At 60.6% G+C, this 13,288-nt stretch carries 16 protein-coding genes; 2 read left to right on the plus strand and 14 right to left on the minus strand.

The features are described from left to right. Nucleotides 1-5: 5 nt before the first annotated feature. The 13 genes from hisD to M4NBBH2_RS02690 all read right to left on the minus strand — a co-directional run bounded on the left by hisD (nucleotide 6) and on the right by M4NBBH2_RS02690 (nucleotide 10,186). Nucleotides 6-1,307, minus strand: coding sequence for a histidinol dehydrogenase (gene hisD, locus M4NBBH2_RS02630; RefSeq protein WP_049686519.1), 1,302 nt, complete (start codon nucleotides 1,305-1,307; stop codon nucleotides 6-8). Beyond that, entirely contained in the window at nucleotides 1,294-1,938 is a 645-nt protein-coding gene (gene hisG, locus M4NBBH2_RS02635) for an ATP phosphoribosyltransferase (RefSeq protein WP_022443911.1), read from the minus strand. Before hisG ends, hisD begins: the two co-directional genes overlap by 14 nt. Then, a complete protein-coding gene (gene murA / locus M4NBBH2_RS02640; RefSeq protein ID WP_116269598.1) occupies nucleotides 1,935-3,188 on the minus strand; it encodes a UDP-N-acetylglucosamine 1-carboxyvinyltransferase in 1,254 nt (417 codons plus the stop codon). The genes hisG and murA overlap by 4 nt, the downstream gene beginning before the upstream one ends. A 100-nt stretch (nucleotides 3,189-3,288) precedes the next feature. Further along, entirely contained in the window at nucleotides 3,289-3,576 is a 288-nt protein-coding gene (locus tag M4NBBH2_RS02645) for an STAS domain-containing protein (RefSeq protein ID WP_116269599.1), read from the minus strand. Between the two features lie 9 nt (nucleotides 3,577-3,585). Beyond that, nucleotides 3,586-4,224: an MlaC/ttg2D family ABC transporter substrate-binding protein gene (locus tag M4NBBH2_RS02650; RefSeq protein ID WP_116269600.1), complete on the minus strand. Its 639-nt coding sequence runs from the start codon at nucleotides 4,222-4,224 to the stop codon at nucleotides 3,586-3,588. 30 nt (nucleotides 4,225-4,254) lie between these two features. Further along, nucleotides 4,255-5,076 carry an MlaA family lipoprotein gene (locus tag M4NBBH2_RS02655; protein ID WP_116270570.1) on the minus strand — a complete coding sequence of 274 codons (822 nt, stop codon included), beginning with the start codon at nucleotides 5,074-5,076 and terminating at the stop codon, nucleotides 4,255-4,257. A gap of 10 nt (nucleotides 5,077-5,086) precedes the next feature. After that, nucleotides 5,087-5,572 carry an outer membrane lipid asymmetry maintenance protein MlaD gene (gene mlaD / locus M4NBBH2_RS02660; protein WP_116269601.1) on the minus strand — a complete coding sequence of 162 codons (486 nt, stop codon included), beginning with the start codon at nucleotides 5,570-5,572 and terminating at the stop codon, nucleotides 5,087-5,089. A gap of 19 nt (nucleotides 5,573-5,591) precedes the next feature. Further along, nucleotides 5,592-6,380: a lipid asymmetry maintenance ABC transporter permease subunit MlaE gene (gene mlaE / locus M4NBBH2_RS02665; RefSeq protein WP_116269602.1), complete on the minus strand. Its 789-nt coding sequence runs from the start codon at nucleotides 6,378-6,380 to the stop codon at nucleotides 5,592-5,594. Next, a complete protein-coding gene (locus M4NBBH2_RS02670; RefSeq protein ID WP_116269603.1) occupies nucleotides 6,377-7,174 on the minus strand; it encodes an ABC transporter ATP-binding protein in 798 nt (265 codons plus the stop codon). Before M4NBBH2_RS02670 ends, mlaE begins: the two co-directional genes overlap by 4 nt. A 140-nt stretch (nucleotides 7,175-7,314) precedes the next feature. Then, nucleotides 7,315-7,806, minus strand: coding sequence for an acyl-CoA thioesterase (locus M4NBBH2_RS02675; RefSeq protein ID WP_116269604.1), 492 nt, complete (start codon nucleotides 7,804-7,806; stop codon nucleotides 7,315-7,317). Next, the gene (locus M4NBBH2_RS02680) at nucleotides 7,787-8,497 is read right to left on the minus strand and encodes a transposase (protein ID WP_116269605.1); all 711 of its coding nucleotides are present in this window, start codon (nucleotides 8,495-8,497) and stop codon (nucleotides 7,787-7,789) included. The genes M4NBBH2_RS02675 and M4NBBH2_RS02680 overlap by 20 nt, the downstream gene beginning before the upstream one ends. Nucleotides 8,498-8,511: 14 nt before the next feature. Next, nucleotides 8,512-9,594, minus strand: a complete 1,083-nt coding sequence (gene aroB, locus M4NBBH2_RS02685) for a 3-dehydroquinate synthase (RefSeq protein ID WP_116269606.1) — start codon at nucleotides 9,592-9,594, stop codon at nucleotides 8,512-8,514. A 10-nt stretch (nucleotides 9,595-9,604) separates the two neighbouring features. Further along, nucleotides 9,605-10,186 (minus strand): shikimate kinase, encoded by a 582-nt coding sequence (locus M4NBBH2_RS02690; RefSeq protein ID WP_116269607.1) that lies wholly within the window; start codon nucleotides 10,184-10,186, stop codon nucleotides 9,605-9,607. Nucleotides 10,187-10,299: 113 nt separating this feature from the next. Between M4NBBH2_RS02690 and M4NBBH2_RS02695 the strand changes: the two genes are divergently transcribed. Beyond that, nucleotides 10,300-12,672, plus strand: coding sequence for a penicillin-binding protein 1A (locus M4NBBH2_RS02695; RefSeq protein ID WP_116269608.1), 2,373 nt, complete (start codon nucleotides 10,300-10,302; stop codon nucleotides 12,670-12,672). A 5-nt stretch (nucleotides 12,673-12,677) separates the two neighbouring features. Here M4NBBH2_RS02695 and cyaY read toward each other — a convergent pair whose 3' ends face one another. Next, nucleotides 12,678-12,986: an iron donor protein CyaY gene (gene cyaY / locus M4NBBH2_RS02700; RefSeq protein ID WP_022443502.1), complete on the minus strand. Its 309-nt coding sequence runs from the start codon at nucleotides 12,984-12,986 to the stop codon at nucleotides 12,678-12,680. Here cyaY and lptM point away from each other — a divergent pair. Continuing rightward, nucleotides 12,985-13,263 (plus strand): LPS translocon maturation chaperone LptM, encoded by a 279-nt coding sequence (gene lptM / locus M4NBBH2_RS11765; RefSeq protein ID WP_049686525.1) that lies wholly within the window; start codon nucleotides 12,985-12,987, stop codon nucleotides 13,261-13,263. The genes cyaY and lptM overlap by 2 nt on opposite strands. Nucleotides 13,264-13,288: the final 25 nt, after the last annotated feature.

Consider the following 13,288-nt stretch of genomic DNA (forward strand, 5'->3'; position numbering starts at 1 on the left):
AGAAGTTACTTCTTCAGCCGGTAGTCGGCGCTGGTCGCGTGAGCGATCAGGTGTTCGCCGCGGGCAAGCACATCAGCGACCGGGGCAAGCGCCTGCGCGCCGGCTTCGGACACGTGGATGATGCTCGTGCGCTTCAGGAAGTCATAGACACCGAGCGGCGAGGAGAAGCGGGCCGTGCGGGAGGTCGGAAGCACGTGGTTCGGACCGGCGCAGTAGTCACCGAGCGCCTCAACAGACCAGCGGCCCATGAAGATCGCGCCGGCGTGGCGGAGATGATCCACCCACTGCTCGGGGTTCTCAGTCGAAATCTCAAGGTGCTCAGGCGAAATCGTATCGGCCACCTTGCAGGCCTCGAGCAGATCGCGCGTCACGATGATGGCGCCGCGGTTCGCGAGGCTCTTCTCGATGATCGCCTTGCGGGGCATCGTCGGAAGGAGCTTTTCGATCGACTTCTGAACTTCAGCGGCAAAGGCCGCGTCAGGCGTCAGCAGAATGGCCTGCGCAAGCTCATCATGCTCGGCCTGCGAGAAGAGGTCCATCGCGATCCAGTCAGCCGGCGTCTTGCCGTCGCAGATCACGAGAATTTCGGAGGGGCCGGCGATCATATCGATGCCGACGCGGCCGAAGACATAGCGCTTCGCGGCCGCCACATAGGCGTTGCCCGGGCCGACGATCTTATCGACCGGATCCAGGGTCTTCGTGCCATAGGCGAGAGCGGCAACGGCCTGAGCGCCGCCGATCGTGAAGGCGCGGGAGACACCCGCGAGAGCCGCCGCCGCGAGCACGAGCTGGTTACGCTCACCGCCCGGGGTCGGGAACACCATCTCAATTCTCGGGACGCCCGCCACGTGAGCCGGCATCGCGTTCATCAGTACGGAGGACGGGTAAGCGGCCTTGCCGCCCGGCACGTAGAGACCGACCGAGTCGATCGCCGTGATGCGCTGGCCGAGCACGCTGCCATAGGAGTCGGTGATGGTCCAGCCCTTCTCAAGCTGGTGCTCGTGGAACTCACGGATACGCTTCGCCGCGGTCTCAAGCGCCTGCTTCTGGTCCGCGGGCAGCGTTTCGAGAGCCTGCAGCATCTCCTCACGCGTAACGATGGCGTCTTCCATCGTCTTCAGATTCAGATGATCGAAGCGGTTCGTATATTCAATCACGGCTTCATCACCGCGGGCCGCGACGTCCTGCACGATCGCTTCCGCGCGCCGCGTGATTTCCGGGTCAACCGAAGCGTCCCGGGCCACGAGCTTCTCAAACTGAGGCTCAAAATCCTGATCAAGGGTGGATAACTGTTTAATCATTTTTATTGCTTGCCTTTCTGATGTTCTCGATAATCGGGCTCAGCTCAACACGCTTAAGCCCCATTGAAATCTGATTGACAATCAGGCGCGAGCTGATCGGGGCGATCTGCCGCACTTCTCTCATATTATTCGCTTTCAGGGTGGCGCCTGTAGCCACAATATCGACAATCGCGTCGGCAAGTCCTGCGATCGGCGCGAGCTCCATCGATCCGTAGAGCTTGATCAGATCGACATGCACACCCTGCTGTGCGAAATAATCTCTTGCCCACTTCATGAACTTTGTGGCGATGCGGATGCGTCCGCCGCGTCTCACGAGTCCGTCGTAGTCGAGGCCGTTCGGCGCCGCGACACTCATCCGGCACTTCGCGATCTGCAGATCCACCGGAATGAAAAGGCCGTTGCCGCCGTGCTCATAAAGCGTATCCCAGCCGCAGACACCGATGTCGGCGGCTCCGTACTGCACATAGGTCGGAACATCGGTCGCGCGGATCACGACGATGCGAAGATCATCGCGGTTCGTCGCAATCATGAGCTTGCGGCTCTTTTCGGGATCCTCAACCGGGTAAATCCCAGCCGCGGCGAGGAAGGGAAGCGTTTCCTGATAAATCCGCCCTTTGGCGAGGGCCATGGTGATCATTCTGAGAATCTCCTGATATCCGCGCCGAGGGCCTGAAGCTTCAGCTCCATGCGGTCGTAGCCGCGGTCAAGGTGATAAATACGGTCGACGATCGATTCGCCTTCGGCGGCAAGCGCGGCGATCACAAGCGACGCTGAGGCCCGAAGGTCAGTCGCCATGAGGCGCGCGCCCTGCAGCTGCTCCACGCCGCGCACCACCGCGGTGTGCCCTTCCACCTGGATATCGGCACCGAGTCTCTGGAGCTCAGGCACATGCATGAAGCGGTTTTCAAAAATCGTCTCGGTAATCTGAGCCGTGCCATCCGCCACGCAGTCAAGCGCCATGATCTGGGCCTGCATATCGGTGGGGAAGCCGGGGTGCGGCTCCGTGCGGATCGACACCGACTTCGGGCGGCTGTTCATCGTTACATGGATCCAGTCCGGACCCGTTTCAATCTCAGCCCCCGCCTCGCGGATCTTGTCGATCACAACGGAAAGCGTGTCAGGAGCGACATTGGTGAGCGTCACATCACCCTTCGTCGCGGCCGCGGCCGCCATGAAGGTACCCGCCTCAATGCGGTCGGGGATCACGGAGTGTTCCGCGCCGTGAAGCGAATCGCAGCCGTCAATCACAATGGTCGACGTGCCGTCACCCTCAATCTTCGCGCCCATCGCGCGCAGGCAGTTCGCGAGATCCACCACTTCAGGCTCACGCGCGGCGTTTTCAATCACCGTGCGGCCTTCGGCGAGGACTGCCGCCATCATGATGTTTTCGGTTCCGGTGACCGTCACCATATCGGTCACGATCTTCGTCCCCTGCAGCCGGCCGCTCTTCAGATCCACGAATCCGTGATCAATCTGCACGTCGGCTCCCATCTTGAGGAGCGCCTGAATGTGCTGATCGACCGGACGGGCGCCGATCGTGCAGCCGCCGGGGAGCGACACCCGGGCCGAGCCGAACCGCGTGGCGAGCGGGCAGAGCACGAGAATCGATGCCCGCATGGTTTTCACGAGCTCATAAGGGGCGACGGTGCTCGTCACATTCGCGGCGCACAGCCGGACGGTTTCCCCGTCCTGATGGCAGGTGACGCCCATGCCTTCGAGCAGGCTCAGCATCGTCTTCACGTCCGCGAGATGCGGCACGTTATGCAGCACCAGCTCGTCCGCCGTCAGAAGGCTTGCGGCCAAGATGGGGAGTACTGCGTTTTTGGCTCCGGAGATCCTGACAGATCCGGAGAGGCGATTGCCGCCGATAATCCTGAGCTTTTCCATAGAAAAAAATTTGACCAGCTGAAAAATAAAAAACGGAAACCGCCCTTATTGCTTGGGGCAGTTTCCGTAAATCATAACCCGGGACGGACCTCGGCCGGGATCAAGCGGGATCCCGTGTGCTTCCGGGAGCGTCCGATCCCAGTATATCCGTGACACCGTACAGCAGACAGAGATCGCGAAGACCGGATGGCATATTGCGGATCTCAAAGGCGACATGGCCTTTCTCGCAGAGCCGCTTCCATCGCAGCAGCGCCGCGACGGCAGAGGAGTCCGCGTGCGAAATCCCCTCAAAATCAAAGACCCCGTCACCTTCTGACACGGCCTTCGCTCCGAGATTCATGACCTCGGGAGCGTTATTCATCGTGATCTCAGAGCCTGGAATCTTCATTTCCGCCTCTTACTTCTTCGCCTTCTGGTTGAGGGACGAAGTCTTGTCGTTCATGGAGCGGATCAGGGCAGGAATGCCGCCGTTCGCGAGAACACCCGCGAACTGGGAGTGATAGTTCTGCACCATCCAGACACCACCGACATTCACGTCGATGATCTTCCAGGTGTTGCCCTCGCGCTGCATGCGGTACTCAACCGAAATCGGCTTATCGGTCTTCGAAACCATGCGGGTCTGAATGATCGGCGTGGAGGAAGCGGCGGCGCGGCTCGGCACGAGCTCAGCCTTGTAGTCCTTCACGGAGCTGAAAGCACCCGAGTAGACGCGCGTCAGCAGGCTGCGGAATCCATCCTGCAGCTGCTGGCGCTGGGAGGCGGTGGCCTGACGCCACTGGGGGCCGACGGCCGTGCGGGTCATCTTCGCGAAGTCGACAACCGGCATGATGCGGTTATTCACGAAAGTGTGAACCTTCGTCGGATCCGCCTTCACGAGCGCCGGATCCTTGCGGATGTCATTCAGCGTGTCGTTCATCAGCTCGACGATCCAGGCAGACGGATCCTTGTCAGTCGCGGACGCGGCAAACGCGGCGGGCGACAGCATAGCGGCGGCGCCGAGCGCGGCGCCGGCAATAAAACTACGACGGGTCAGCATTTTTAATTCTTTTCCTTATTCAAAATTCAGTCAGTTTTGTTTCGCCGCGGGAGCGGGGGCCGCTGCGGCAGGAGCCGGTTCGGCAGCTTTCGCCTGAGTCTTCGCGGAAGCCGCGGGTTCATCAGGCGCCGGGCTGTCACCCGGATCCTCGAGGAACGTATTATCGGGCGGCACGCCGTCGTTCACGAGCGTCGCGCGGTACTGCAGGTAACCGTTACGCATCTGGGCGTACGGGTCAATCGCGGAGTCAATCGCCTCATCGAGGTCAAGGAGCCTTGTCCTCGTGTCGAGCATATCAACGCCCCAGATTGTCCAGCCGACCCAGTCAGGATCGATCCAGCTCTGAATCGACGTTACATAGTTCCCGCCGAGCCCCACCGTATCGCGGACAGTGGAAGGACCGAGGAACGGCAGCACGAGGTACGGACCGTTCCCGACACCCCAGGTACCGAGCGTCTGGCCGAAGTCCTCTGAGTGCGGCGTGAGATCTCCCATGCTCGCGACGTCAAAACAGCCGAAGACGCCGAACGTCGAATTCACAATAAAGCGCATGAAAGACACGAAGGCGCCGTTCCCCTTCCCCTGCAGCACGTTATTCACGGCGTTCCGGGGTTCGGTGAGGTTATCCATCATGTTGCTCACGCAGGTACGCACGGGCTTCGGTGTCACCGCCTTGTAGCCCTTTGCCACCGGACGGAACACATAGTGATCCACCGTGGTGTTGAAGGCGTACGTCTGGCGGTTCATCGTCTCCCACGGGTCCGCTTTGTTTTCTCCCGAATTCGGCGGAACGCTTGCGCATCCCGCGAGCATCGCCGCGGCAAGCGACGCAATCAGAGCTGTTCTCTTCATCGTTCGCATCTTATTCCGCCTTTTCCGGCGCCGTTCCCTTCTTTTCAGCAGTGTTGAAAAGGAACTGGCTCACCAGATTCTCCAGCACAATGGCGGACTGCGTCTGTTCGATGCGGCCGCCATTCTTCAGGTTGGCGTCATCGCTGCCAGCCTCAAGACCAATATACTTTTCGCCAAGCAGCCCGGCCGTCAGGATGCGTGCCTGGCTGTCCGCCGGGAACTGGTACTGGCTGTAAATATCCAGCGTCACCACGGCCTGGAAGGTCTTCGGATCAAGCTCGATCGACTTCACGCGTCCCACGGTGACCCCCGCGCTGCTCACCGCCGCACGGGGCTTCAGGCCGCCGGCGTTCGCGAAGACCGCGGTGACTTCATAGGTCTTCTGCCCGATATTCAGCGACAGCATGTTGCCGGCCTTCAGAGCCATAAAGAGAAGCGCGACCACTCCGAGGATCACGAATAAGCCGACGAGAAAATCCGTTTTTTTCTGTTCCATTTTTTTATACCGTTTCTCTTTATGAAGCGAACATCATCGCCGTCATAATGAAATCAAATGCGAGGATGAGGAGCGAGGAAACAACCACCGTACGGGTAGTCGCCCGCGAGACTCCCTCCGGCGTGGCGCGCGAGGTGTAGCCCTGGAAGAGCGCCACCAGACCCACGATCATGCCGAAAACAATGCTCTTGATGACGCCGTTGCCGATATCAGAGAAGACATCGACCGAGGCCTGTATATGAGACCAGTACGCGCCGCTGTCAGACCCGATCAGCCACACGCCGACCACGTAGCCGCCGATAATGCCGACCGCGTTGAAGATCATCGTGAGGATCGGAAGCGAAATCATCGTGGCGGCGAACCGCGGCGCGATCACGCGCTGCATCGGGTCAACGCCCATCATCTCCATGGCGGAAAGCTGCTCGCCGGACCGCATGAGCCCGATCTCCGCGGTGAGCGATGTGCCGGCACGTCCGGCAAAAAGAAGCGCTGTCACCACGGGGCCGAGCTCGCGGATCAGCGCGAGCGCGACAAGAACGCCGAGCGCCTCTTCGCTGCCGTAAGTGACGAGAATGTCATAGCCCTGAAGCCCCAGCACCGCGCCGATGAAGAAACCCGACACCGCGATAATGAGCAGCGAGTGGTTCCCGAGGAACATCATCTGCTGCACGACAATCGAGAAACGCTTCAGGCTCGCTGGGAACTTCCGGATCACCTGCCAGGAGAAGCGCCCGAAGCGTCCCGTGTGGACAATCTGATTCAGGACCCAGGCACCCACCGCGCTGATCTGCTCTGTCAGCCAATTCATCGCGTCACCCCCAGATCCTCAGCAAGGGGCGGCGCCGGATAGTGGAACGCCACCGGACCGTCAGGCAGGCCGCCGAGGAACTGACGGACGTACGGATCGTCCGACTTCATCAGTTCATCCGGCGTCCCCTGAGCCGCAACCTTCTTATTGGAAATCATATAAACGTAATCAGCGATCTCAAACGTGGTCTTCACGTCATGCGTCACAACGACGCTCGTCGCGTGAAGGGCCGAGTTGAGATTCTTGATAAGCCTTGCCGTGACACCCATCGAAATCGGGTCAAGACCGGTGAAAGGCTCGTCATAAAGGAGCAGCTCCGGGTCGAGCGCGATCGTGCGGGCGAGCGCCACGCGGCGCGCCATGCCGCCTGACACCTCGGACGGCATCAGGTGAGCCGCTCCTCGGAGTCCGACCGTATTGAGTTTCAGGAGCACGAGATCGCGGATCGCCTCTTCGTCGAGCGACGTCTGCTCGCGCATCGGGAACGCCACGTTCTCGAACACGGAGAGATCCGTGAAGAGCGCTCCGAACTGAAAGAGCATACCCATGCGGCGGCGAAGCCCGAAGAGCTTCTCCCGGCTCAGCGCGTGGACATCTTCGCCCGCCATATAAATATGACCGCTCCAGGGCTTCAGGAGTCCGCCGATCAGCTTCAGAATCGTGGTTTTGCCCATGCCTGAACCGCCCATCACCGCAACGACCTGTCCCTTCCCGAAGGAGAGTGACACATCGTCCAGGATCATGCGGGATCCGAACCCGAAGGTCATATGATCAATTTTGAGAAATTCTTGCATCAGCCTTCTGTCCAGCGGCCCAGGGCCGCCCGAACCTTATTATTGTTTCTGCCTGAACGATCGTTCAGGTATAGCTTGTGAGGATTATCGCACAGAAAAGCAGGCTTCTCAGGACTGTAAATGCCGGATTTGGGGGTCTTTTAATTCCCGGCGCGCTCTGACAGGCTCACAGGAAGCCATCTCACCGGACGGGCAAGACCGAGCGCTTTCAGTTCCGGGGAATCGGCCGGCACCACCGGGAAGTCATTGATAAGGTTATCGGGCGGCATCACGGCGCGCTTTGTTTTGAAGTCGATATGCGCCCACTCGGTCGCGGCGCGCGTGAGCACGGTGCGGCCGCGGACAACCGCGTAGCGGCGGAGGCAGATCGGCCCCGCCGTTTCCTGAAGCCACGTGTAAACCGAGAGGTGATCCCCGAGAAGCGCCGGGCGGAGGTATTCAATCCAGTGCTCGCGCGCGACCCACACATGCTGCTCCGCCATATAGCGTTCCTGCGGCCAGCCCAGCGCCGCCGAGTGTTCGATCGCCACTTCTTCCATCCACCGCAGATACTCGCGGTTATTCACGTGACCAAGGATATCGATCGAAGCCTCCGTGACCACGATCTTCTTCTCATAAATTGCGATTGCCATCTGCCTTGATTCCTTCCCGCCGCGGCCGGCCCCGGCCCCGCGCTGCTCTTTTTCTTTCTTCACTCACCGGAAGCGAGTCAACAAACGGCGCCGATCCGATCGGCCACCCGCGTCTTGTCTTCCACTCCGCCTCCTCGCCGAACGGCTGAAGAGACTCCATATTAAAGAGTTCCTGGTAAGCCCTGCACGCCGCGTCCCGCGGCGCGCGGGATTCATCCCCCGAGTCCGGCTCGGTCAGAAACGGATCTGTTCTGAATCCGGCGTGATGCGCGTAGCTTGACCAGACATACTGTTCAGGCCGCTTCACAAACCCCTCTCGCACCGGCAGCCCCTCCATATATAGAGTGAGCTTCTGAAGCGACGCCGGCTCAAGCACCGACGAGTGAAACCGCCCCTGCCAGACAGGGCCCGTATGCGAGTGCACCCGGTTATACCAGACCGCGTAGCGGCGGGAAAGCCGCCGCATAAAGATGCTGAGAGAGGAAACTGACCGCGGCGACGCGATCAGCCGCACGCTTTCCGGAAGGAGCAGATAGGCGTACAGCGCCACGCCGGACTCCCGGGCGCAGCGCTGCAGGCACTCAATATAGAAGAGACAGTCGTCATCGCTCCGGAAGACCGGCACCCCGGCCCCGGACTGCAGGATATGGTGCGGGAGACCCGGAATCGTGAGCCTCGCGAGTCTCGCCATAGCAGGATTCCCGCTCAGGGAACGTAGCCGCCCTGAAGCAGCGTTTCCCGCAGAATCGTGTCAGGCACCTCCTGAATGGCGCTTTCCCCGATTTTCTTCAGAACAATAAAGCGGATATGGCCCCCGAAACTCTTCTTATCGCCCCGCATCGACTGAATGGCGGCCTCAAGCGGCAGCCCCGGAATCCGGACCGGAAGGCCGGCTGCCGAGACGACAGACTCAATCCGCGAGACATCGGCGTCTGTCAGGTACCCGAGGCGACGCGAAAGATCCGCAGCGAGCACAAGCCCGCAGCCGACCGCCTCACCGTGCAGCCACGTGCCGAACCCCGCGAGCTTCTCAATCGCGTGTCCGAAGGTGTGACCGAGGTTCAGTGTGGCGCGGATCCCCTCCTCTGTTTCGTCCCGGGCGACGACAGACGCTTTCAGGCGGCAGGAGCCCGCGATCACAGAGGCGAGCGCCTCGTGATCGAGCGAGCGGAGATCCTTCATCCGGCGCTCCACCTCATCAAAGTAAGCAGCGTCCCCGAGGAGCCCGTGCTTCACGATTTCACCGAGCCCGGCCGAAATCTCGCGCGCGGGGAGTGTCTCAAGCGTTTCCGTATCCGCGAAAACCGCGGAGGGCTGATGGAAGCAGCCGATCAGGTTTTTCCCGGCCGGGAGATTGACACCGGTCTTTCCGCCCACCGAACTGTCCACCTGAGCGAGGAGCGTTGTCGGCACCTGCACGAAACGGATCCCGCGCATCCAGATTGACGCGGCGAACCCGGAAATGTCTCCGACCACCCCGCCTCCGAGCGCGATGATGAGAGACTTCCGGTCAGCCCCCGCGGCCACCAGGCCGTCCAGCACCTGCTGCACGGCGGTAAACGTCTTATAGCTCTCGCCGTCCGGAAGCACGACACTCGACACAGGAGCCACGCTCTGGCAGGAAGTTTCAACCGCGGCGAGGTATAGCGGCGCTACCGTGGTGTTCGTCACGATCACGATCCGGGTGGGGCGAAGGGTCTTCACCCGCTCACCGATCGTCGCGAGAAGCCCCGGCCCGATCTCGATCGGATAGCTCCGGCTTCCGAGTTCGACTGTTATTTCAACCATCTGCTACTCCCTATAGATTCTTATCGGCATCCTCAATCAGCTTCTTCAGCTTGGGGTGCTTCAGTATTTTGGCGACAAGAGAACCGGATGAGGCGCCGGAACTCCGGAAACTGATATCGGCGGTGGCGCAGTAAATCGGGGAACGGATTTCGAGGAGCGACTCAATCCGGGCGCGCTTATCGTCAGCCATCAGGTTCGGGCGCGTGGCGTCTCCCTGTGTGCGGGCGAGGACATCGTCAGGCGACACCCGAAGGTAAATCACGAGTCCGCTCTGCGCAAGAAGCCGCTGGTTTTCAGGTGAAAGCGCGGCGCCCCCGCCTGTCGCGATCACCGTTCTCCGGCGGCCGGCGAGGCGTTTCAGGAGATCAGTCTCCATCGCGCGGAACGCGGGCTCCCCCTCTGAGCTGAAGATCTCTGAGATCCGCTTTCCCTGCTCACGCTCGATCTCCCGGTCCATATCAATGAAGTCCCAGCCGATCCGCTGCGCGAGCGTCCGCCCCACTGTGGTCTTTCCGGCACCCATCATGCCGATCATGTAGATCACCTGCTTCATGCCGTCCGCCTTCTCCCCGGTAACGGATATCTTTTTCAACGTTCATGATTTCTCACACCTTGGTAAATACCTGAGAGTGGGAGAAACTTTTTCCCTCTTATAATGAAGCTTCCCATGGTTCCTTTGCAAACCGGATGCGATAAAACGCCTGATTGCGTGATATCCCGGCCGGCATTTCTGCTTCCGTGAATAATCTGGACAACACACCAAAGAAGAAGCGCAGTCTGTCCCGCACCCTCGTATGGCTCGGCGGGATGATCACGGCCTGTGTCGCCTGCGGCCTGCTCCTTTTCACTTTCCTCTTCGCCATCGTCTACGCCCAGCTGCCTGACATGACGTCCCTCCGTACCTATCAGCCGAAGCTGCCGCTGAAGATCTGGTCCGCGGACGGTCAGCTGCTCGCGGAATACGGTGAGGAACGCCGGGACTATGTCCCGATTCAGGAGCTCCCGCGCCAGGTGAAACTCGCCATTCTCGCGGCTGAAGACTCTGACTTCTATGAGCACTCGGGCGTTGATCTCTCCGGCATCGGCCGCGCGCTCGTCACGAACATCATCACCGGACGCAAGGGCCAGGGCGGTTCCACGATCACCATGCAGGTGGCGCGTAACTGCTTCCTCTCGTCCGAGAAGAGCTACATGCGTAAGCTCTACGAAATCGCGATCGCAACGAAGCTCGAGCATGAGCTCACGAAGGATCAGATTCTCGAAATCTATGTGAATCAGATATACCTCGGTCAGCGCGCCTACGGTTTCGGCTCCGCCTCGCAGACCTACTTCGGAAAGCCCCTGAAGGACCTCTCGGTCGGTGAGGCTGCGACGCTCGCGGGTCTGCCGGTCGCGCCGTCTGCCTATAACCCGGTCGTGAATAACCGCCGCGCCACGATGCGCCGCAATTACGTGCTCGGCCGTATGGCTACGCTCGGCTTCATCAGCGAACAGACGAGCCAGCAGGAACAGGCAAAGCCCGTCTACGTGAAGGACGCGATTGCTGAGGCGATCGCCGGACGCCACTCGGTGCAGCTCCACGCTGAGTACGCGACGGAACTCGCGCGCCAGCTGGTGTACGACATCTTCAAGGATGACGCCTACACGCGCGGTCTCAATGTCTACCTCACGATCAATTCGAATGATCAGAAAGCGGCCTACAACGCGGTCCGCGCGAACATCATTTCGTTTGACCGCGCTCACGGCTACCGCGGCGCCGAGGCCCAGATGACGCTGCCCGCGAACCCCGCGGATCAGGAAAAGGCTGTGAAGGAAGCGCTCCGCAAGGTGATTTCGAGCCCGAACCTGCTTCCGGCTGTGGTGCTCAGCACTTCACCCCAGATCAAGGCGGTTTTCGCCTCCGGAAAGACCATCACGCTCGACCGCGCCTCGAACTCTTTCGGCGCCGCCTACCTGAAGTCGAGCGCTCCTGAAGCGCTCCGGATCCGTCCGGGCGCGGTGATCCGCGTGAGCCACACGAACAGCGGCTGGACGCTCGCCCAGGTGCCGCAGGTTCAGACCGGCTTCATGGCGACTGACTTCCGGAACGGCGCGACGCGCGCGCTCGTCGGCGGCTTCGACTACGACCTCAACATGTTTAACCACGTGACGCAGGCCTGGCGTCAGCCGGGTTCGAGCTTCAAGCCGTTCGTTTACTCGGCCTCCCTTGAAAAGGGCTTCACGCCGAACACGATTCTGCAGGACACGCCGTTCACCGTGGATGCCCGTCAGGCGGGCGGTACGGCCTGGTCGCCGAAGAACTACGACGGCCGGTTCGAGGGTCCGATGCCCCTTCATACCGCGCTTGAAAAGTCGGAAAACATCCCGGTTGTCCGTGTGATGGACGCGATCGGCCCGAAGTATGCGCAGGAATTCATTACGCGCTTCGGCTTCCCCGCCTCGCGCCACAGCCCGACCCTCTCCACCGCGCTCGGTTCCGGCACGGTGACGATCTGGCAGATGTGCGAAGCCTACTCAATCTTCGCGAACGGCGGCTACCGCGTGCAGCCCTACCTGATTGACAAGATCGTGGATGAAAGCGGCCGCGTCATCATGACGCAGGCGAACCGCGAGTCGGGCGATGAGACAATCCGCGCGATTCCGGCCCGCAATGCCTTTGTGATGTCGACACTTCTGAATGACGTCGCGCGCCGCGGCACCGCGGCCCGCGCGGGTTCCGCTCTTGGCCGCCCGGATGTCGGCGCGAAGACCGGTACGTCAAATGACTCGAACGACGCGTGGTTCGCGGGCTTTGCCGGCAACCTCGTCGCGGTCGGCTGGATGGGTTATGACCAGATGCATTCCCTCGGATCGAGGGCCACGGGCGGCACGCTCGTGCAGCCGGTCTGGATTGACTTCATGAAGACCGCTACCCGCGGGCAGCCGATCTTCAACCGCCTGCCCCCGCCTGGAGTCAGGCAGAGCGACGGTGAATGGGTCTACTCCGAATCGAGAGAGGTGTCGCATGACAGCGCCTCCCCGAGCGGGGAAAAGAGTGAGTCAAGCGATCCGCTCAACTCCCTCCTGAAACTCTTCTAGCCCCGTTACTCAAACGTCACAGTCTCGCCGGACAGCTGAGAAGCTGCCCGGCCGAGCACACTCCAGAAATCCTCACCGTCTGAATCCTTCCATGCTTCGCCGTCCCAGGAGAAGTGAAAGCCTCCCGTCACCCTCGACGCAAGCCACACCTGCTCAGTCGGTGTCTGAATGTTGATTACAATTTGTTCACCACTGTCGAATTCGATAGTGAGAACATTGCCGGAGCGATCCGCGTCAGCCATGGAAAGCGCGTCGGAATCTTCAACTTTCCGAAGGAGCGCCTCCGCTTTTTCAATGAAAAGAGTCTGATTCATGATCCAGAAAAGAACCTTTATACGTACTGCCCTGCTCTTAGGTCTTGCATCCCCGCTCTTGCTGACGGGCTGCGGACTGAAGGGGCCGCTTTATCTCCCGAAGAAGAGATCCGTTCCAAACGGGGCGGGGGACAGTATTCCCGTTTTGAATACACCGATCGAGAAGAAAGACACGGACGGCGGATCTGCTTCGAACGCTTCCGATTCTACTGAAACCAGAATTACTCTCACGCCCGGCGGCAGCCAGGCAGCCGAGGCCCCCTCGCCGAAGCGCTGATTCCCCCTGCACCGCCGCACTTACT

The organism is Mesosutterella multiformis, from assembly GCF_003402575.1.
Classification (GTDB): Bacteria; Pseudomonadota; Gammaproteobacteria; order Burkholderiales; family Burkholderiaceae_F; genus Mesosutterella; species Mesosutterella multiformis.